General features: G+C 65.1%; 19 protein-coding genes and 1 other RNA gene. 13 read left to right on the top strand and 7 right to left on the bottom strand.

Annotation, left to right across the window (positions count from 1 at the left end; translation table 11 throughout):
• Window positions 1-39 precede the first annotated feature (39 nt).
• From LDZ26_RS07250 to trxA, 6 genes are all read right to left on the bottom strand, one after another.
• Entirely contained in the window at window positions 40-1,401 is a 1,362-nt protein-coding gene (locus LDZ26_RS07250; protein WP_244849079.1) for an MATE family efflux transporter, read from the bottom strand.
• A gap of 43 nt (window positions 1,402-1,444) precedes the next feature.
• Window positions 1,445-3,208, bottom strand: coding sequence for a glycosyltransferase family 39 protein (locus LDZ26_RS07245; RefSeq protein ID WP_244846511.1), 1,764 nt, complete (start codon window positions 3,206-3,208; stop codon window positions 1,445-1,447).
• 236 nt (window positions 3,209-3,444) lie between these two features.
• Window positions 3,445-3,699 (bottom strand): type B 50S ribosomal protein L31, encoded by a 255-nt coding sequence (locus LDZ26_RS07240; RefSeq protein ID WP_175940459.1) that lies wholly within the window; start codon window positions 3,697-3,699, stop codon window positions 3,445-3,447.
• A 155-nt stretch (window positions 3,700-3,854) separates the two neighbouring features.
• Entirely contained in the window at window positions 3,855-4,682 is an 828-nt protein-coding gene (locus tag LDZ26_RS07235; protein ID WP_244846510.1) for a zinc-dependent peptidase, read from the bottom strand.
• Window positions 4,683-4,834: 152 nt separating this feature from the next.
• The gene (gene rho / locus LDZ26_RS07230) at window positions 4,835-6,100 is read right to left on the bottom strand and encodes a transcription termination factor Rho (protein WP_159836362.1); all 1,266 of its coding nucleotides are present in this window, start codon (window positions 6,098-6,100) and stop codon (window positions 4,835-4,837) included.
• 291 nt (window positions 6,101-6,391) lie between these two features.
• Window positions 6,392-6,718, bottom strand: a complete 327-nt coding sequence (gene trxA, locus LDZ26_RS07225; protein ID WP_008349330.1) for a thioredoxin TrxA — start codon at window positions 6,716-6,718, stop codon at window positions 6,392-6,394.
• Window positions 6,719-7,069: 351 nt separating this feature from the next.
• Between trxA and ffs the strand changes: the two genes are divergently transcribed.
• The 9 genes from ffs to LDZ26_RS07180 all read left to right on the top strand — a co-directional run bounded on the left by ffs (window position 7,070) and on the right by LDZ26_RS07180 (window position 15,366).
• An RNA gene (gene ffs, locus LDZ26_RS07220) (signal recognition particle sRNA small type) lies at window positions 7,070-7,168 on the top strand.
• 129 nt (window positions 7,169-7,297) lie between these two features.
• Window positions 7,298-9,988 carry a DNA polymerase III subunit gamma/tau gene (locus tag LDZ26_RS07215; RefSeq protein WP_244846508.1) on the top strand — a complete coding sequence of 897 codons (2,691 nt, stop codon included), beginning with the start codon at window positions 7,298-7,300 and terminating at the stop codon, window positions 9,986-9,988.
• 135 nt (window positions 9,989-10,123) lie between these two features.
• Window positions 10,124-10,450: a YbaB/EbfC family nucleoid-associated protein gene (locus LDZ26_RS07210; protein ID WP_159836360.1), complete on the top strand. Its 327-nt coding sequence runs from the start codon at window positions 10,124-10,126 to the stop codon at window positions 10,448-10,450.
• A 50-nt stretch (window positions 10,451-10,500) separates the two neighbouring features.
• Window positions 10,501-11,097, top strand: a complete 597-nt coding sequence (gene recR, locus LDZ26_RS07205; RefSeq protein ID WP_244846505.1) for a recombination mediator RecR — start codon at window positions 10,501-10,503, stop codon at window positions 11,095-11,097.
• A 10-nt stretch (window positions 11,098-11,107) separates the two neighbouring features.
• On the top strand, window positions 11,108-11,332 hold the full coding sequence (locus tag LDZ26_RS07200) for a DUF1653 domain-containing protein (RefSeq protein ID WP_244846502.1): 225 nt from the start codon (window positions 11,108-11,110) through the stop codon (window positions 11,330-11,332).
• Between the two features lie 31 nt (window positions 11,333-11,363).
• On the top strand, window positions 11,364-12,569 hold the full coding sequence (locus LDZ26_RS07195; RefSeq protein ID WP_244846498.1) for a CaiB/BaiF CoA-transferase family protein: 1,206 nt from the start codon (window positions 11,364-11,366) through the stop codon (window positions 12,567-12,569).
• A 91-nt stretch (window positions 12,570-12,660) separates the two neighbouring features.
• The gene (locus LDZ26_RS07190; protein WP_244846496.1) at window positions 12,661-13,698 is read left to right on the top strand and encodes an ABC transporter substrate-binding protein; all 1,038 of its coding nucleotides are present in this window, start codon (window positions 12,661-12,663) and stop codon (window positions 13,696-13,698) included.
• Window positions 13,699-13,700: 2 nt separating this feature from the next.
• Window positions 13,701-14,531, top strand: a complete 831-nt coding sequence (locus LDZ26_RS07185; protein WP_244846494.1) for an ABC transporter ATP-binding protein — start codon at window positions 13,701-13,703, stop codon at window positions 14,529-14,531.
• Window positions 14,532-14,541: 10 nt separating this feature from the next.
• Window positions 14,542-15,366, top strand: a complete 825-nt coding sequence (locus LDZ26_RS07180; RefSeq protein ID WP_244846491.1) for an ABC transporter permease — start codon at window positions 14,542-14,544, stop codon at window positions 15,364-15,366.
• A 12-nt stretch (window positions 15,367-15,378) separates the two neighbouring features.
• Here LDZ26_RS07180 and LDZ26_RS07175 read toward each other — a convergent pair whose 3' ends face one another.
• Window positions 15,379-16,353, bottom strand: coding sequence for an NADPH:quinone oxidoreductase family protein (locus LDZ26_RS07175; protein WP_244846490.1), 975 nt, complete (start codon window positions 16,351-16,353; stop codon window positions 15,379-15,381).
• A gap of 103 nt (window positions 16,354-16,456) precedes the next feature.
• Between LDZ26_RS07175 and surE the strand changes: the two genes are divergently transcribed.
• From surE to rpoS, 4 genes are read left to right on the top strand one after another with little or no spacing between them, the layout of a single operon-like run.
• Complete coding sequence (gene surE / locus LDZ26_RS07170; protein WP_175940449.1) at window positions 16,457-17,215, top strand: 5'/3'-nucleotidase SurE; 759 nt, start codon at window positions 16,457-16,459, stop codon at window positions 17,213-17,215.
• Window positions 17,212-18,207: a protein-L-isoaspartate(D-aspartate) O-methyltransferase gene (locus tag LDZ26_RS07165; protein ID WP_244846488.1), complete on the top strand. Its 996-nt coding sequence runs from the start codon at window positions 17,212-17,214 to the stop codon at window positions 18,205-18,207. The genes surE and LDZ26_RS07165 overlap by 4 nt, the downstream gene beginning before the upstream one ends.
• A gap of 5 nt (window positions 18,208-18,212) precedes the next feature.
• Entirely contained in the window at window positions 18,213-19,166 is a 954-nt protein-coding gene (locus LDZ26_RS07160) for a peptidoglycan DD-metalloendopeptidase family protein (protein ID WP_244849076.1), read from the top strand.
• A gap of 13 nt (window positions 19,167-19,179) precedes the next feature.
• The gene (gene rpoS, locus LDZ26_RS07155; RefSeq protein ID WP_244846487.1) at window positions 19,180-20,286 is read left to right on the top strand and encodes an RNA polymerase sigma factor RpoS; all 1,107 of its coding nucleotides are present in this window, start codon (window positions 19,180-19,182) and stop codon (window positions 20,284-20,286) included.
• The last annotated feature ends 45 nt before the right edge of the window (window positions 20,287-20,331 follow it).

The following is a 20,331-nucleotide window of genomic DNA, read 5'->3' as shown; positions in this document are numbered from 1 at the left end:
TTTCGACGCTTTCTTCCGTTTTTGATGGGACGCGCTCGTTCAGTCCGCATCCGCCGTATCGAGATGCCGCACGCTCACGCGCCGCCAGTAGGCGAAGAGTCCGACGCCCGCCACGCCGAGGCTCAGCGAATTGGCGATCCAGAATCCGCGCGCGCCTTGCAGCCACGCGGGCACCGCGCCGCCGACATCGAAGCCGAGCAGATAACCGCCGCCGAGCCCGATGCCCCACAGCGCGATCGCGTAGATGATCGTCGGCACGAGCGTGACCTTGTACGCGCGGAGAATGAACGCGGTGGTGATCTGCAACGCGTCGCAGAGGTGATAGACGACGATGATGAGCACGAGCGGCATCGCGGCCGCGATAACGTTCGCATCCGGCGTATAGGCCGCGATGATGTGCGGCCGCGCGGCGAGCAGGATCACGCCGTAGACGAAGGCCAGCACGCACGCCATGCCGATGCCGTGCCGCGAAATCGACGCGGCGTCGTCGAAGCGCCGCGCGCCGAGCGCCTGCGAAACCAGCGTGGACGACGCGATGCCGATGGCAAGCGGCGTCATGTAGAGCACCGCGCCGAGGTTGCCGGCGATCTGATGGCCCGCGAGCGTGGTCGTGCCGAAACGCGAGATGAAGAGCGCCATGAACGTGTACGACGTCACTTCGATCAGATAAGACAGCCCCATCGGAATGCCGAGCCGCAAGAGCGCGACTTGCCGCCTGAACGCGGGCCACGAAAAGCGCGAGAAGATGCCGAACGGGCGGAAGAACTCGAACTTCACGAGCACCGTCATGCCGACCGCCGCCAGCACCCAGTTGATGAGCGTGCTCGCGAGCGCGCAGCCGGGGCCGCCGAGCGCCGGCACGCCCGCGCCGCCGAAGATGAACCACGTATTGAGCGGAAACTTGAGAATCAGGCCGCCGACTTGCAGAAACATCACGAGCCGCGGCTTGCCGACCGCGTTGGTCAGCGAGCTGTAGACGCGAAACGCGAGGCTCGCGGGCAAACCGAACGACAAGATGCGCAGATACTGCACCGTGCGTTCGTGCAGCGCGGGCGGCGCCTTGGCAAGACTCAGAAGCGGCTCGGGGAAGAAGAGCAGCACGAAGCCGATCACCGTCAGCGCCACCGCGAGCCACAGCGCCTGACGCGTCTCCTCGCCGATCTCCCTCTCGCGTCCCGCGCCGAAAAGCTGTCCGGCAATCGGTTGAAGCGCCACGAGAATGCCCGTCAGGCCGATGTAGATGGAGATATAGACCGACGAGCCGAGGCCGAGCGCGGCGAGATCGGTGGCGGAGAAGCGGCCGACCATCGCGGTATCGATCACGCCGAACGCGATCACCGCGAGCTGGCCGATCAGCACCGGCCACGCGAGCGCCGCGATGGTGCGCACGTCGCGCCACATGCCGGCGTGGCCGTTGGGGATCGAGAGCTTCGGGAGCATCGTCTTATTGTGTCCGGCGCAGCGTGCGCGGGCGCAACGGCTTCTTCGCCGGCGGCGCGGGGCGCTCGATGCGCACGTAGAGGCGGAAGCGTTCGTCGCGGTCGGCGGCGCGGCGGCCTTCCCACACGAGCTTCCACTGGAACGTCGAGATGGACGGCGGATCGCCGTAATCGGCGCGATCCTGTCGGAGGATCACATCGCAATCTTCGTCGAACGCGAAATGCATGCCGCCGAAATAGGCGAAGGTCGCGATCTGCGCATCGCCAAGACGCACCGGCGAAATGCACGTGTAGTCGGGCGGAAGATGATCCGCGATCTGCTCCGCGACGTCGCGATACGTGCGGCTGTAGTTGACGACCGGCAGCCAAAGGGTCATGAGCAGCACCCACATCAGCGTGGTGCCCGCGCTCGACAAGACGACGCTGCGCCACAGCACCTTCGGATGCCGCGCAAGCCGCCAGCGCGCGAGCAGGAACCAGCAGACCGTCACCGCCACCGCGCACACGAAGGAAATGAGCTTGAACTCGGGATGGAAGCCCGGCACGAGACGCGCGAGGTTGCGCGCCATCGGCGCCGGAAAGCCGATCATGCCCGCCGTCCACACGAGCCACACCAGCGAGCCGATGATTGTGAAGCTGAGCATCGCGAACCAGTCGATCGCGTTGATCGCGCCGCGCTTGAGCGTCGGCAGCGCGAAGGTCGCGAGCACGGACAGCGGCGGCAAGAGCAGCAGGAAGAGGCGGTTGGTCTCTTGTGCCTGCAACACGACGAGCACCAGCAGCGGCCCGATGATCGACAACGGCACCGCTACGTGCGGCGAGCGGCGCATGCCGCCCCAGCTCACGAACGCCCACACCGCGAGCGGCCACGCGGGCCACGCGAAGAGCGGCAGGTTCTTCATCGCGTAGCCGAAGACGATCGACGGCGGCCCGGCGAACGTATAGAAGCTCGTGCGCCACCATTGGCGCAGCCACCATTCGCCGTCGTCGGGAAAGAAGTGCAGCGTCGGCAGCACCCATGCGGCGATCAGCACGACGGCGACCGGCAGGCCGTAGATCAACAGGGGCGCGGCGCGCACCTGACGCACGATGATCGTCATGGCCAGCGTGCAGAGCAGCAGCGCGAAGACGAGCACCGGCGAACTCGACAGCCCGACGACGCCGATCGCCGCGCCCCACACGAGCGCGCCGTGTACCGGCTTGTCGAGGCTGCGCACGAGGCCGTAGATGAGCATGGCCGTGCCGGCGAACTGCGCGAGCTGCGGCGTGGTTTCGTGGCCGCGCTCGGCGAGGCCGAAGCACGCGAGCAGAATCAGGAGCGCGCCATCGGCGAGGGTGCGGCCGTAGTCGCGCGGTTCCGGCTCGCCGCCGAACGCGTACTTGAACGGCTGCGCTTCTTCGCGGCGGCCGAGCAGATACGTCGAATACCAGACGAACGCGCACGCGAGACAGAAGAGCAGACCCGTCACGACGCGCGACGCGTTGCTCGCATCGACCCACGGGCTCAGGAGGCGGATCGACGTCGCGCCGAGCCAGTACATCAGCGGTCCGTCGGCGGTCGGCGCCTTGCCGAGCAGGTTCGGCAGGAGCCAGTCGCGGGCGTCGCCGTTGGCCATCGTCCACATCACGCCGAAGCCCGCTGCGTCTTCGTTCTTCCAGGGATCGCGGCCGAAGAGGCCGAACGACGCATACGTGATGCAGATGGCGAGCAGGAGCCAGCGCGGCAGGGCGCTGGTGGCGGAGGCGGTCAGACGAACGACAGATCGCATGCGAGAAGGCTTGATGGAGAGACGGACCGCCAGGAGGCGTGCGCAAAAAAGCGCGGCGGGGCCGGAGCATCCGGCATTGTAGTCGGGCAGCGGCTTCTCTAGCGTCTTGGCGCGTCGGCATGTAACCGCACGCAACAACGCTCGCCGAAGGTGCGGCGACAGACGCAGCGACAGAAGACGCAGTGACAAAAAAGGGCAGCCAAAGCTGCCCTTTTTGCTGGACCCTGAAGCCCGACTTACTTCTTGGTGGAGAAGCGCGCGAACTTGTTGTTGAACTTCTCGACGCGGCCGGCCGTGTCCATGATCTTCTGCTGGCCGGTGTAGAACGGGTGCGATTCCGACGACACTTCGATCTTCGCGAGCGGGTACGTCTTGCCGTTGTACTCGGCGGTTTCGCGCGTCTGGATGGTCGAGCGGGTCACGAACTTGAAGTCGTTCGACATGTCGACGAACAGGACTTCGCGGTAATCCGGGTGAATGCCTTCTTTCATGATCTTTCCTGGTATCTGGCGGTAGCCAACCCGCTGCACCGTTCACGGTGGCTTTAGCGAGTCACTTGCCTGGGGGTCGAAAAACGAAGATTATGCCAGAAAATCAGTCGGTTGATACTTTTTCCGAGACGTTTGCACGACTCAGTGTGCAGAACTCAACCCGCCAGCGCGCCCACGTTCGCCGGGTCTTGACGGTAATAACGCGCGAGCAGCCGATACAACTCGGGATACTCGGCCTCGAAAGCCTGCGGCGTGACGAAGAGCGCCTCGCTGCATACCGCGAAGAATTCCGACGGATGGTCCGCCGCATACGGATCGATCAGCGATTCGCGCTCGAAGCGCGCCCAACGGCGCTTCGGCACCGCGTCCACGCGCGCGCAGAACTGGTCGTACGCGTTGTCGAACACGTCGGACCATGCGGCGTGGTCGAGCGGCGCGTGCCAGCGTCGAAAGAGCGGCGGATGTCCGTCAGCCTCGCCGTTCAGCATGTCGATCTTGTGCGCGAACTCGTGGATCACGACGTTGTAGGCGTCGGAGCCGTCCGCCATTTGCGCGTCCTCCCACGAGAGCACGACCGGGCCGCCTTCCCATGCCTCGCCGCTCGCGTCGTGCTCGATCTCGTGAACCACGCCGGCTTCGTCCTCCACGGTCTTCTTGATCACGAACTCGCCCGGATAGACGATCACGCCGACCCAGCCGTCGTACAGATCGAGGCTCAGGTTGAGCACCGGCAGGCACGCCTGCGCGGCGATCGCGACGATCATCTCGTCGGTCAGTTCCAGTTCGTGCGCGGTGGAGAACGACTTCTGCGCGATGAACAGGCTCGTCAGCTCGCGCAGGCGGTCGCGGTCCGGCGCGCTGAGGTGGCCGAAAAACGGGAAGGCGTCGAGCGTGCGCTGCCAGAGGGCGTCGTCGATGGCGTACTTGCGCAGCGCGCGTTCGCGGCGTTGCGCGCCGAACCAGCGGGTGAAGAGGTTGGGCATCGGTCGGTCGAGTGGTTGCGCGGGATGACCCGGGGAACAGACCGAATTGTACGGATGCGCGCGGCCGGCATCGCGGCCGCGGAGCACGCGCGGATAAAAAAACCGCCTGACGATGCAGGCGGTTCCCTTAAAGCGCGAAGCGGTACGGAGAATCAACCCCCGCCGCGACGCATCAGGTCGAAGAACTCGGAGTTGCTCTTCGTCTGGCGGATCTTGTCGAGCAGGAATTCCATCGCTTCGACTTCGTCCATGTCGTGAATGAACTTGCGCAGCACCCAGACCTTTTGCAGCAGATCCGGCTTGATCAGCAGTTCTTCGCGGCGCGTACCCGACTTGTTCAAGTTGATGGACGGATACACGCGCTTTTCCGCGAGACGGCGCTCCAAGTGCACTTCCATGTTGCCGGTGCCCTTGAACTCTTCGTAGATCACGTCGTCCATGCGGCTGCCGGTTTCGATCAGCGCCGTGCCGATGATGGTGAGCGACCCGCCTTCTTCGATATTGCGCGCCGCGCCGAAGAAACGCTTCGGGCGCTGCAGCGCGTTCGCATCGACACCGCCCGTCAGCACCTTGCCCGATGCCGGCACGACCGTGTTGTAGGCGCGCGCGAGACGCGTGATCGAGTCGAGCAGAATCACGACGTCATGCTTCATCTCGACGAGGCGCTTCGCCTTTTCGATGACCATTTCGGCCACCTGCACGTGACGCGCGGCGGGTTCGTCGAAGGTCGAGGCGATCACTTCGCCCGCGACCGAGCGCTGCATTTCGGTGACTTCCTCGGGACGCTCGTCGATCAGGAGCACGAACAGCACGACGTCCGGATGATTCGCCTTCACCGCATGCGCGATGTGCTGAAGCATCACGGTCTTGCCCGACTTCGGCGATGCGACGAGCAGCCCGCGCTGGCCCTTGCCGATCGGCGCGATCATGTCGATGATCCGGCCCGTGACGTTTTCCTCGCCGCGCATTTCGCGTTCGAGCGGCAACGGCTTATTCGGATGGAGCGGCGTGAGGTTCTCGAACATGATCTTGTGTTTCGAGGCCTCGGGCGGCTGCCCGTTGACTTTGTCGACCTTCACCAGCGCGAAATAACGTTCGCCGTCTTTCGGCGTGCGCACTTCGCCTTCGATCGTGTCGCCGGTATGCAGATTGAAACGGCGAATCTGCGACGGGCTGATATAGATATCGTCCGTACTCGCGAGATACGAAGTCTCGGGCGAGCGCAGAAACCCGAAGCCGTCGGGCAGCACTTCGAGCGTGCCGTCGCCGAAAATCGTGTCGCCAGCCTTGGCGCGCTTTTTAAGAATCGCGAACATCAATTCCTGCTTGCGCAGGCGGTTCGCGTTTTCGATCTCCAGGCCATTGGCCATCTCGATCAGTGCAGACACGTGCTGAGACTTGAGCTCGGATAAATGCATACGGATTTCCCGCCAGGGAGAAGAGGTGCGACAGAAAGATTTGGGGAAGAGGTGAGCGGAACCGCTCTAGACTTAATACTGCTAGTTAATACTTCTTGAAGTCTTGTGATTCTAGCATAGCACACGCCGCGCAGGCCTCTAATAGGCCGGGGACGGGGCTTTTCGGCCGATGTTGTCGTGCGACAACATCGGCTCACGCGCTTTTCATTCGAATCGCGCGAAATCGCGCGGAATGGCGCGCAATCGCGCAGAGCGGGCGCCGATGAAAGCCGACGCCCGCCTGTGGTGCAGTTACAGGTTGCTGTCGAGGAACGCGGTCAGTTGCGACTTCGACAAGGCGCCGACCTTTTGCGCGGCGACCGCGCCGTTCTTGAACAGGATCAGCGTGGGAATGCCGCGCACGCCGAACTTGACCGGCGTCGACTGGTGTTCGTCCACATTGATCTTCGCGATCTGCAGGCGATCGCCGTAATCCTTCGCGACTTCGTCGAGGATGGGGGCAATCATCTTGCACGGACCGCACCACTCGGCCCAGAAGTCGAGCAGGACAGGTTTATCCGACTTGACGACGTCCTGTTCGAAAGAAGCGTCGCTGATGTGCTTGATTGATTCGCTCATTGTCTGAATACCTCTATTGATTCGAGGCCCGCGTTGGAATGCTCGCCACGATACACGAAAACTGGAAAAGGATTTCGCCGCTCATTTGCCGCTGAAGCTGCACCGCTGAAACTACAGTTCATGAGCGAACGAATGTCCCGCCACCGCGCCCGCCGATTCGAGCCTGAGCACGCACGGTCACAGGTGAGTCACATGCCATCTTAGCCTACTTTGCTATCCGTTGCCCGTGCCCGATAGCGACGATCTGAGGGCGAAAGCACGAAGCACAAGAGCACGGTCGCGCGTTGCCTTCGTAGCGAGCTTCGCGACCAGCCTTCCGGGCGGCGCGCCGAGCGTGATACAATTCGTCGTGACGGGCCTCCTCGCATGGTGGCGCGGTCAACCTGGTCAGGTCGGGAACGAAGCAGCCACAGCCGCTTTCCACCAGTGCCGAGGGTCGGGCTCGTCACCTTCCGCTTTTTCTCGCTTCTCTCCTCCAGCATTTCCCTGTTTCTCCAGTGCGGCGACAGCCTCCCTGGACGCTTGCCGCGTCCCGCTCTCGCGCGTTTGCCGCAAGTCGTTGCTGATACAATTTCGCGCATGACCTATCAAGTTCTCGCACGCAAATGGCGGCCGAAATCGTTCGAGTCGCTCGTCGGCCAGGAGCATGTCGTTCGCGCGCTCACGCACGCGCTCGACGGCGGCCGTCTGCATCACGCCTATCTGTTCACGGGCACGCGCGGCGTCGGCAAGACGACGCTTTCGCGCATCTTCGCGAAGGCGCTCAATTGCGAGACCGGCGTGAGCTCGAAGCCGTGCGGCGTGTGCCGCGCGTGCAGGGAAATCGACGAAGGCCGCTTCGTCGACTATGTGGAAATGGACGCGGCGAGCAATCGCGGCGTCGATGAAATGGCCGCGCTTCTGGAGCGCGCGGTGTATGCACCGGTCGATGCGCGTTTCAAGGTCTATATGATCGACGAAGTGCACATGCTCACGAACCACGCCTTCAACGCCATGCTGAAGACGCTGGAAGAGCCGCCGGCGCACGTCAAATTCATTCTGGCCACGACCGATCCGCAGAAGATTCCGGTGACGGTGCTCTCGCGCTGCCTGCAGTTCAACCTGAAGCAGATGCCGGCGGGGCATATCGTCTCGCATCTCGAGCACATCCTAGGCGAAGAGCACATCGCGTTCGAGCCGCAGGCGCTGCGGCTTCTGTCGCGCGCGGCGGACGGCAGCATGCGCGACGCGCTTTCGCTGACCGATCAGGCTATCGCGTATTCGGCGAATCAGGTGACCGAGGAAGCCGTGCGCGGCATGCTCGGCGCGCTCGATCAAAGCTATGTGATCCGTCTGATCGACGCGCTCGCCGCCGGCGACGGCGCGGGCGTGCTCGCCATCGCGGACGAAATGGCGCTGCGCAGCCTGTCCTTTTCGACCGCGCTGCAGGATCTGGCGAGCCTGCTGCATCGAATCGCGTGGGCGCAGTTCGCGCCGTCGTCGGTGTTGGACGAGTGGCCCGAAGCCGAAGATATCCGCCGCTTCGCGGACGCGCTGTCCGCGGAGCAGGTGCAGTTGTTCTATCAGATCGCAACCGTCGGCCGAAGCGAACTCGGCCTCGCGCCGGACGAATACGCGGGCTTCACGATGACGCTGCTGCGCATGCTGGCGTTCGAGCCCGCGGGCGGGCCGGGCGGTGGCGGCGGCCTCGCGGTGAACGCGCCGCAAGCGACGAAGCCGCAGCGCAGCGCGGCGCTCGCCGGTGCAATGGCCGAGCGCGCGGTGGCGCCCGCGCCGGTCGCCGCGAAGGCGGCGAGCGGGGCATCTGCGGCGACGGGCGAGCCGCAAGCGCAGGTCCGTGATCGAAGCGTCGTTTCTCCGGCGCACGCGTCGCCTGCATCGAGTTCCGGCGACGAAGCATCCGCGATGAATGGCGAACGCTCGGATGCGTCGCGCGGTTCCACGATTGGTCCGGAAGACAAAGCCGCCGATGTTGGTAGCGCACCGCCAGCCGCATCGCTTGTGTCGGCTACTCGCTCGGAAGACGAAGCCGGCGAGAGAGACAACGCACCGTCAGCCGCGTCGCTCGTTTCCGCGACTCGGACTAAAGACGAAGCTGCCGAGGCGGACAACGCAGCGCCAGCCGCATCGCTCGTCCGCGCGACGCCGCGCCAGGACGAGACAGCGGATGCCAGCAACGCACCGTCAGCCGCGTCGCTCGTTTCCGCGACTCGGCCGAAAGACGAAGCTGCCGAGGCGGACAACGCGCCGCCAGCCGCATCGCTCGTCTCCGCGACGCGGCCGGAAGACAACGCAGCCAACGAGCCGCCAGCCGCCCCCGCGCCGCTTTCCGCCGCCGCGCGACAGACGGTGGACGCCGCTGCTTCCGTGGAGTCTCCCGCACCCTCCCGCGCCGGAAGCGGAGCCAGCGCCGCGCTCGAAGTGCTGCGCAGTGCAGGCATGCGGCTGTCGTCGGATCGCCCGGGGCGCGGAGCGGCAGCGGGGCAGGCGAACGCGCCGGCCGCTGCGCCCAAGCCTGTCGCCAACGTCGCCAAGCCTGCCGTGAAAGTTCAGGTTCCGGAGCCGCGCCGCCCGGCGGCGCAAGCGGCATCCGCGTCGACAGCGGCGTCGGCACCCGCAGCCGCGCCCGAGCCGCAAGCCAAGCCCGCCGCGAAAGTCATCCCGCCGTGGGAGGACATGCCGCCGGACGACTACGCCCCGGCATCGTCGGAAGATGCGTATTTCATGCCGCCCGACGACGGTTATATCCCCGCGTTCGACAACGGCCCCGACGACATGCGCTTCGGCAGCGAACCCGCGCCGAAGCCCGCGCCAAAGGTCGACACCGCGCCGTTGCCGCCCGCCGTTGCGCTCGATGCGCTCGGCGTCGACATCGAATGGGCGGCGCTCGTCGTCGATCTGCCGCTCAAAGGCGTCGCGTATCAGCTCGCGTTCAACAGCGAATTGACCGCCTGCGACGCGAATTCGGTCACGCTCACTGTCGCCGTGCCGATGTACAAGGACGCCGGCCACGTCGCGAAGCTCAAGAGCGCGCTTGCCGAAAAACTCGGCCGCGCCGTCGAAGTCAATGTGAGCGTCGGTCCCGCGCGCCGCACGGCCGCCGCGCTCGACGCAGCCGAACGTGCGAAGAAGCAGCAGGAGGCCGAGCAGGAGATCCAGCGCGATCCGTTCGTGCAGTCGCTCATCCGCGATTTCGGCGCGAGCATCGTGCAAGGCTCGATCAGGCCGCTTGCCGCATCGGGCGGACATACACCGGGCGCATCCGCCTGACGGGCACGGTACAGTAAGCAGCAAGACACGCCGCACACTCGCCGCATGTGCGGCTTGAATCCCGAAGCGCGCCGCCGCACGTCGCGGCGCGCTCGCCGCCATCCGCATATCCGCTTTTCAGGAAGGAGCCGCACCATGATGAAGAACCAACTCGCCGGGCTGATGAAGCAAGCTCAGCAGATGCAGGAAAACATGAAGAAGATGCAGGACCAGCTCGCGCTGATCGAGGTCGAGGGCCAGTCGGGCGCCGGTCTCGTGAAAGTGACGATGACCTGCAAGAACGACGTGAAGCGCGTGCAGATCGACCCGAGCCTGCTCGCGGACGACAAGGATATGCTCGAAGACCTCGTCGCCGCCGCGTTCAACGACGCCGTGCGCAAGGCCGAAGCCACCACGCAAGAAAAAATGAGCGGCATGACCGCCGGCATGCCGATGCCGCCGGGCTTCAAGCTGCCGTTCTGATCGCGCGCGCCGGAGCGCATTCGGCGCGTTTCGACGCCAACGAAGGACACATGAAACAACCTTCCGCCCTCTCGGCGCTCGTCGAGGCGCTGCGCGCGCTGCCGGGCGTCGGCCCGAAATCCGCGCAGCGCATGGCGTATCACCTGATGCAGCACGACCGCGCTGGTGCCGAGAAGCTCGGCAATTCGCTGCTGTTCGCGACCGAGCACCTGCGTCACTGCGAGAAGTGCAACACCTTCACCGAGGCGCCGGTCTGCGAAGTCTGTCTCGATCCGGAGCGCGACCCGGCTCTGCTGTGCGTCGTCGAGACGCCCGCCGACCAGATCATGCTCGAACAGACGCTCACGTATCGCGGGCTGTACTTCGTGCTGATGGGGAGGCTGAGTCCGCTCGACGGCATCGGGCCGAAGGAGATTCACTTCGAGCGCCTGATCAACCGCGCGCTGGACGGCGTCGTGCAAGAGGTCGTGCTCGCGACGAACTTCACCAACGAAGGCGAAGCCACCGCGCATTACCTCGCACAGACGCTCAAGGCGAAAGGGCTGAAGGTGACGCGGCTCGCGCGCGGCGTGCCGGTGGGCGGCGAGCTCGAATATGTCGATGCGGGCACCATCGCACGCGCGATGCTCGACCGGCGCTCCGTATAAGGAAGACTCCATGACAGAAACCGAAGCACTCGCGCTCGCCACGCATCGGCATTACAAGGGCGGGCTGTATCGCGTGATCGGCGTGGCCCGGCACTCCGAAACGGAAGAAGCGATGATCGTCTACGAACACCTGTGGCCGCACGAGCGCGGCTTGTGGGTGCGGCCCGCCGCGATGTTCAACGAGACGCTCGCCGACGGCACGCCGCGCTTCAAGCCGCTGGATCTGCCGCTCTGAAAGCCCGTACAAAAACAAAGGAGACGAAAACATGAGCGCAACCGCGGGGCCGCTCGCCGGCGTCAAGGTGCTCGAATTGGGCACGCTCATCGCGGGGCCGTTCGCCGCGCGCTTCATGGGCGAGTTCGGGGCGGACGTCATCAAGATAGAAGACCCGAACGGCGGCGATCCGCTGCGCAAGTGGCGCAAGCTGTATCCGGAAGTCGGCGGCACGTCGCTCTGGTGGGCGGTGCAGGCGCGCAACAAGAAGTCCGTGACCGTGAACCTGAAGGCCGAAGAGGGCAAGGAAATCGTCCGGCGGCTCGCGAAGGAAGCGGACATCGTCATCGAGAACTTCCGGCCGGGCTTGCTCGAAAAGCTCGGTCTCGGCTATGAGACGCTCTCTGCCGAGAACCCCGGCCTCGTGATGGTGCGGCTTTCCGGCTACGGCCAGACCGGACCGTATCGGGACCGTCCGGGCTTCGGCGCGATTGCCGAATCGATGGGCGGCCTGCGGCACATCACCGGCTATCCGGACTTGCCGCCGCCGCGCATCGGCATTTCCATCGGCGATTCGATTGCCGCGCTGCACGGCGTGATCGGCGCGCTGATGGCGCTGCATCATCGGCAGGTGAACGGCGGCAAAGGGCAAGTGGTCGACGTCGCGCTCTACGAAGCCGTCTTCAACATGATGGAGAGTGTCGTGCCCGAATACGGCGTGTACGGTCTCGTGCGCGAGCGCACGGGCGCGTCGCTGCCGGGCATCGTGCCGTCGAACACGTATCCGTGCCGCGATGGCAGCATCGTCATCGGCGGCAATAGCGATCCCATCTTCAAGCGGCTGATGACCGCCATCGACCGCGCCGATCTCGCGAACGATCCGGCGCTCGCCTCGAACGACGGCCGCGTGCCGCGCACGCAGGAAATCGACGACGCCATCGCCGCGTGGCTCTCGACGCGCAGCATCGACGAGGCGCTCGCCGTGCTGAACGCCGCCGACGTGCCGGCCGGGCGCATCTACAGCGTCGCCGACATGTTCACGGACCCGCAGTACATCGCGCGGCAAATGCTGCAACGCTTCCCCTGGCAGGACGGCCGCGAGATCACGCTGCCGAACGTCACGCCGAAGCTGTCCGACACGCCCGGCGAGACGCGCTGGCTCGGGCCGCAACTCGGTGAACACACCGATGAAGTCCTTACAACGCTCGGGTATCATCCCGACGATATCGCGCGACTGCGGGCGGCCAAGGTGATCTGAGCGAATCGCGTCGCCCGGCCGGCAGCGCAGACCAGAACGACAAGCAACCGGAGCGCTTCATGCGACATCCGGTCGACAGGAGACAACAACGATGAAACGCAGGACGTTCATCGCGAGCGGCGCCGTGCTCGCGGGTAGCGCAGTGTCGGGCATGCCGCTCGCGTTCGCGCAAGGCAAGCCGGAACAGACGAAGGTGTCGATCGCCGTCGGCGGCAAGAACCTTTTCTACTATCTGCCGCTCACCATCGCGGAGCGCCGCAACTACTTCAAGGACGAAGGACTCGATATCGAGATCGCCGATTTCGCTGGCGGCGCAAAGGCGTTGCAGGCGGCGGTCGGCGGCAGCGCGGACGTCGTGTCCGGCGCGTTCGAGCACACGCTGCTGCTGCAAGCCAAGAATCAGTATTTCCGCGAATTCGTGCTGCAAGGTCGCGCGCCGCAGATCGTGCTCGCCGTATCGAAGAAGGCGATGCCCAACTACAAGTCCGTCGCGGACCTGAAGGGCAAGAAGATCGGCGTGACGGCGCCGGGTTCCTCGACGTCGATCATGGCGAGCTTCGTGCTCGCGAAGGCCGGTCTCAAGGCGACGGACGTGTCGTTCATCGGCGTCGGCGCGGGAGCGGGCGCGATCGCGGCGCTGGAATCCGGCCAGATCGACGCCATGGCGAACCTCGATCCCGTGATGACCAAGCTCGACCGCGCGGGCGAGATTCGCATCGTCTCGGACACGCGCACGCTCGCGGATACGCGCACCGTGTTCGGCGGCAACATGCCCGCCGGGTGTCTCTACGCGTCGCAGAGCTTCATCAGCAAGAATCCGAACACGACGCAGGCGCTCACCAACGCGATGGTGCGCGCGCTGAAGTGGCTGCAAACGGCATCGGGCAAGGAACTGATCGCGACGGTGCCGGAAGGCTATCTGCTCGGCGACCGCGCGCTGTATCTCGATTCGTGGCAGCACGTGAAGGAAGCCATGTCGCCCGATGGCCTGATGCCGGAGGACGGCCCGGCCACGTCGCTGAAAACGCTCCAGGCGTTCGACGAAACCGTGAAGGGCAAGCCGATCGACTTGTCGAAGACCTGGACGAACGACTTCGTGAAGAAGGCGCTCGCCTCGGTCAAGGCGTGATCGTGGCGACGCCCTTGGAAGCCGCGCTGGCGTTGCACGACGTGACCTGCACGTTCGCGTCGCGCGAGAATCGTAAGGACCGCTATACCGCCGTTCGCAATACCACTTTGGCCATTGCGCCGGGCGAGTTCGTGTCCGTCGTAGGCCCGACCGGATGCGGCAAGTCCACGCTGCTCAACATCTCGGCGGGCTTGCTGCAGCCGTCGTCGGGTACCGTCAGCGTGTTCGGCGAACCGCTGAAAGGCATCAATCGCCGCGCCGGCTACATGTTTCAGGCCGACGCGCTGATGCCCTGGCGCTCCGCGCTCGACAACGTGACCGCGGGCCTCGCGTTCGACGGCGTGCCCAAGGACGAAGCGCGCTCGCGCGGCGAGGCGTGGCTGAAACGCGTGGGGCTGTCCGGCTTCGGCGATCGCTATCCGCATCAACTGTCGGGCGGCATGCGCAAGCGCGTCGCGATGGCGCAGACCCTGATTCTCGATCCCGACATCATCCTGATGGACGAGCCGTTCTCCGCGCTCGACATCCAGACGCGGCAGTTGATGGAGAACGAGCTGCTCGAACTCTGGGCCGCGAAGCGCAAAGCCGTGCTCTTCATCACGCACGATCTGGACGAAGCCATCTCCATGTCCGACCGCGTCGTCGTGCTGTCGGCGGGGCCGGGCACGCATCCCATCGGTGAATTCGCGATCGACCTTCCGCGTCCGCGCGATGTCGCCGAGATTCGCTCGCATCCTCGCTTCGTCGAATTGCACGCGCAGATCTGGGGCGTGCTGCGCGAGGAAGTGCTCAAGGGTTATCAGCAGCAATTGAAGCCCGCCGTCGCCGGATAAGAATACGAACATGTGGAACAAGCTGCGCCCCAATCGGGCCAATCTCGCGCTGTGGCAATGGCTGTTGCTCGTCGCGTGCTTCGTCGTGTGGTACGTGCTTACGAGCCCGACGCTCTTGCCGCCTTTTTATTTCGACGACGCCAACAAGGCCGCGTTCTTCTTCGGCGAGCCGCAAAAGGTGCTCGTGCGCATCTGGGAATGGTTCAGCGGCGGCGAGATTTATATCCACCTTTGGGTGACGCTGATCGAGACGGTGCTCGCCTTCGTCATCGGCACGGTGTCGGGGCTCGCGGTCGGCCTCTGGCTGGCGCTCGCGCCGACGACGAGCGCGCTGCTCGACCCCTACATCAAGGCCGCGAACTCCATGCCGCGCGTGATCCTCGCGCCGATCTTCGCGGTGTGGTTCGGGCTCGGCATCTGGTCGAAGGTGGCGCTCGGCGTGACGCTCGTTTTCTTCATCGTCTTCTTCAACGTCTATCAGGGCGTGAAGGAAGTGAGCCCGGTCGTGCTCGCGAACGCGCGCATGCTCGGCGCGAACCGCAAGCAACTGCTGCGTCATGTGTATCTGCCGAGCGCGACGAGCTGGGTGTTTTCGAGCCTCCATACGTCGGTCGGCCTCGCGTTCGTCGGCTCGGTGGTGGGCGAGTATCTCGGTTCGGCGCGCGGCGTCGGCTATCTGATTCTTCAAGCGGAAGGCACGTTCGATATCAACACCGTGTTCGCCGGCATTCTCGTGCTGACCGCGTTCGCGCTGGTGCTCGACGGACTGGTGGCGCTCGTCGAGCGGCGGCTGATGAAATGGCAGCCGAAAACCGGCAATACCGAGAAGCTGTGAGATAGCAGCGATCTACGGCTCGATCACGACCTTGCCCGTCACGCGGCGATTCATCATGTCGTCGAGTGCTTGCGGCGTCTCTTCGAGCGTATAGCGTTTCGTGACGACGGGGCGCAGCTTGCCTGCTTCGATCCATTCGACCATCGTCGCGAATTCGCGGTCCGCGAGCGCGTGCTCGCGGCGCATGTGATCGCCCCAGAACACGCCGACGATGCTCGCGCCTTTCAGGAGCGCGAGGTTCAGCGGCAGCTTGGGAATCTCGCCGTTCGCAAAGCCGACGACGAGATATCGCCCGCGCCACGCGATGCTGCGAAACGCCGGTTCCGCATACGCGCCGCCGACAGGATCAAATATGACATCCGGACCGTTGCCGCCGGTCAGCGCCTTGATGCGCTCGCGCAAGTCTTCCTGCGTGTAGTCGATGACATCGTCCGCACCGTGCTCGCGGCAGAACGCGAGCTTCTCCGCGCTCGATGCCGCCGCGATCACCCGCGCGCCGACGATCTTGCCGATCTGCAGCGCCGCCAATCCGACGCCGCCCGCCGCGCCGAGCACGAGCAGCGTCTCGCCGGCCTTCAGCTCGCCGCGATCGACGAGCGCGTGATACGACGTGCCGTAGGCGAGCGTGAACGCGGCGGCCTCTGCAAAATCGACATGATCGGGCAGCGCAATGCACGCCGTCTCGCTCGCGCGCACCTGTTCGGCGAACGCGCCGTGCGCCGTGTAGGCGGCCACGCGCATGCCGGGCGTGAAGCGCGTCACGCCCGCGCCGACTTCGCGCACCACGCCCGCCAACTCCGCGCCCGGCGTAAAGGGCAGCGGCGGCTTGAATTGATACTTGTTCTGAACGATGAGCACGTCCGGAAAATTGACACTCGCCGCCTTCACGTCGATGATGATTTCCCCGGCTTCGGGGTGCAGGTCCGGCAGCGTCTCGATGGTGAGCGTGTCGGGTAAACCGTACTGATTGCAGCGAACCGCGCGCATGTCGTCTCCTCGTCGTCGAGGCGGTCAGTGTAGGGCAGCGCGGCGCTCCGGACGAGCCCGCGCGCGCGTTCGCGCGTCATCTTTCCTCGGTTACAATCGTCAGATGCGAATCCTACTCAGCAACGACGACGGCTATCTGGCGCGCGGCATCAACGTGCTGCACGACGCCTTGCAACCGCTCGGCGACGTGACCGTGATGGCGCCCGAGCAGAACTGCAGCGGCTCGTCGAACTCGCTCACGTTGTCGCGGCCGTTGAGCATCCATCGCGCGCCGAACGGTTTCAACTTCGTGAACGGCACGCCGACCGATTCCGTGCATATCGCGCTTACCGGCATGCTGGACGAGCAGCCGGACCTCGTGGTGTCGGGTATCAACAACGGCCAGAACGTCGGCGAGGACACGCTGTATTCGGGCACGGTCGCCGCCGCCACCGAAGGCTTCATGTTCGGCATTCCGGCCATCGCGTTTTCGCTCGTCGGCCGCGACTGGCTTCATCTGGAAGATGCAGCGCGCGTCGCGGCGGAAATCGTCGCGCATTTTCTCGAGCATCCGATGCCGGGTCATCCGTTGCTGAACGTCAATATTCCAAGCCTGCCGTACGATCAGCTCGGCGAATGGCGCGTGACGCGCCTCGGCAAGCGGCATCCTTCGCAGCCGGTCATCCGGCAGACGGATCCGCGCGGCAATCCGATCTACTGGATCGGGCCGTCGGGCGATGCGCTCGATGCCAGCGAAGGCACCGATTTTCACGCCGTCGCGAACGGCTACGTCTCCATCACGCCGCTGCAACTCGACCTGACGCACACAAAGCTCATGGCCGAGACCCGCGAATGGGCCGCCGCCGGGAGCCGCCGCTCATGACGGACGAGCGCGCCAAGCGCTTTCCGCTGGCGCTCGCGGACCTGGTACGCGAGCCACGCAAGCCCGGCGGCCGCGCGGATGCGTCGCGCGTGAAGCCCGCGGCCACGCCCGGCGCGTTGCGATCGGCGGGCGGCGCGCAGAAAGCGGCGTCGGCGTTTCCGTCGAAGCTTGGGAGCGAGAAACCGGTTTCCGCCGCGACGCGCAGTCCGGCGCAGGCGCCCCATCCAAGAACGAGCGCGTTGCGCACCACGCAGCGTCCCGCCGAGCGCAATCCGACTGCGAACACCAACGCCGCAACGAAGAAGGGCGCGCCCAACGTCGCGCTGACGAGCACGCAGACGCTCACCTCCGAACGCGTGCGCGAGCGCATGGTCGAGCGGCTGCGCGGGAACGGCATCACCGATCCGCGCGTGTTGAACGCCATGTCGGTCGTGCCGCGCCACATGTTCGTCGATCCGGGGCTCGCCGCGCAGGCATACGAAGACGCGGCGCTGCCAATCGGCCACCATCAGACCATCTCGAAGCCTTCCGTGGTCGCGCGCATGATCGAACTGGTCGCGGCCGGCCGCACGCTCGACAAGGTGCTGGAGATCGGGACCGGCTGCGGTTATCAGGCGGCGGTGCTGTCGCAGGTCGCAACCGAGGTTTATTCGATCGAGCGAGTGCGGCCGCTGTCCGAGCGCGCGAAGCTCAATCTTCGGCCGCTGCGCGTGCCGAATATCCGGCTCCACTACGGCGACGGCCGTCTCGGCCTGCCCGCGGCCGCGCCGTTCGATGCGATCGTCATCGCGTGCGCGGGGCTCGACGTGCCGCAGGCCTTGCTGGATCAACTGGCGGTCGGCGGCAGGCTGGTCGCGCCGGTCGGATCGCAGGCCGCGCAGTCGCAGGTGCTGACGCTCGTCACGCTCGTCACGCGCGTTTCGGCGACGCAGTGGCGCGAGTCGCAGCTGGATCGCGTTTTCTTTGTACCTTTGAAATCCGGAGTGATTTGACACCGATGAGTATCTTGCGTGCTTGGCGAGTAGGGAGTGCGAACGTTCGCCTGACGGCGGCGCAGCGCAGCGTGTGCGTCGTTGCGCTAACCGTGCTGGCGGCGTGTTCGACGCGCATGGACATGGCGCCGGTGGTGGATAGAACCGGCGCGCCCATCGGCACGGACGCCGCGCAGGCCGCCGCGTCCAACGGTCCGCCGCCGCCGGGCTTCTACCGCGTGAAACCGGGCGACACCCTATATCGGATCGCACTGGAAAACGGTCAGAATTATCACGACATCGCTGCCTGGAACAATCTGACCAACCCGAATCAGATCGAGGTCGGTCAACTGGTGCGCGTCGCGCCGCCGGGAGCGAATGTCGCCGCCGCGACGCCGGGTGTGTCGACCGCGCCGATCGCGGGTGGCGCGGTCCAAGCGCAGCCGCTCAACGGCGGCGCGCAGCAGCCGGGCGCGACCACGGGCACGACAACGGGTACGACCCAGCCGCCGTACTACGGGCCGAGTTCCGGCATGGGAACCGCGCCGGGCGCAGCGGCAGGCGCGGTGCCGGGCGTGGCGGCGGGCGTCGACAACAGCGCAACGGCGGCAGCGCAGCCGGCGTTCATCTGGCCGGCGCGCGGCCCGATTCTCGGCACGTTCGACGACGCGAGAAACAAGGGGCTGAATATCGGCGGTGCGGCGGGAGATCCGGTCAACGCTTCGGCGGATGGGCGGGTGGTCTACTCCGGAAATGGGCTGCGCGGCTACGGCAATCTCATTATCATCAAGCACGATGCGACTTTTCTCACGGCGTATGCACATAACCGCGCTTTGATGGTAAAAGAGGGAGACGCGGTGACTAAAGGGCAGAAAATCGCTGAGATGGGGAACAGCGATTCGGACCGTGTGATGTTGCATTTCGAAGTTCGCCGGCAGGGTAAACCTGTTGACCCACTGAAGTATTTGCCGCCGCGATAAAAGCGGAGCCATCATGCCGAAAACGAAGCGCCGCCTGCCGCAAGCCGAGACTGAGACGATCAGCCGACCTTTGCAAGTGTCGGTGGAAGAGGGCGCTTCTACCCGCGACGAGGACGCCGAGAACATCGACGTCGATGTCGATTCCGACGAAGACGGCGCGGGCCGCGGCAAGCGCGCGGAAGAAGGCGCTGAAACCGCCGACGGCGCAAACGATTCCCCGCCCGACGCGGACGACTTCCGCTCGTTGCTTCAGGCCGAACTCACGGCCGACACTATTCAGCATTACCTGAATCGCATCAGCGTGAAGCCGCTGCTCACCGTCGAGGAGGAGCAGCGGTATTCGCGTCTCGCGAAGGCGGGCGAGTTCGAAGCGCGGCAGGTCATGATCGAGCGCAATCTGCGGCTGGTCGTCAGTATCGCGAAGGGTTATCTGAATCGCGGCGTGCCGCTGCTCGATCTGATCGAAGAGGGCAACCTCGGCCTCATGCACGCCATCGAGAAATTCGATCCGACGCGCGGTTTCCGCTTCTCGACCTACGCGACATGGTGGATACGTCAAAGCATCGAGCGAGCCATCATGAATCAGGCGCGCACGGTGCGGCTGCCGGTTCACGTGATCCGCGAGCTGAATCAGGTGCTGCGCGCAAAGCGCCATCTGGAGAAGAACTCTGCCAACGCGACCGATCCCGTGGCGCCCGAACGCCGCGACGCCAGCATCGACGACATCGCGTATCTCACCGGCAAGACGCCCGAGGAAGTCACCGACATTCTCGCGTTGAACGAACACACCGCTTCGCTCGACGCGCCGCTCGACCTCGATCCGGGCAGCAGTCTGCTCGACCTGCTTTCCGACGACCAAAGCCAGTCGCCGGATGCCGAAGTGCAGCACCGCGAACTGGAAACGCTGACGCGGCTGTGGCTCTCGCGGCTGTCGGACAAGCATCGGCATGTGATCGAGCGACGTTTCGGACTCAATCACATCGAGCCAGCCACGCTGGAAGAGCTGGCCGACGAAATGGGCCTCACGCGCGAGCGCGTGCGCCAGATTCAGCAGGAGGCGCTCGTGAGGCTCAAGCGTTTCTTCGCGTCCAACGGCGTTCGCAAGGACGCCGTGCTTTAACGCTTTCCTGGCGCCTGCGAGGGCGTCGTTGCATGTGTTCTGCCG

Origin of the sequence: Caballeronia sp. SL2Y3 (assembly GCF_022879575.1) — a bacterium.
GTDB lineage: Bacteria > Pseudomonadota > Gammaproteobacteria > Burkholderiales > Burkholderiaceae > Caballeronia.
This window is presented reverse-complemented; position numbering and strand designations above follow the sequence as displayed.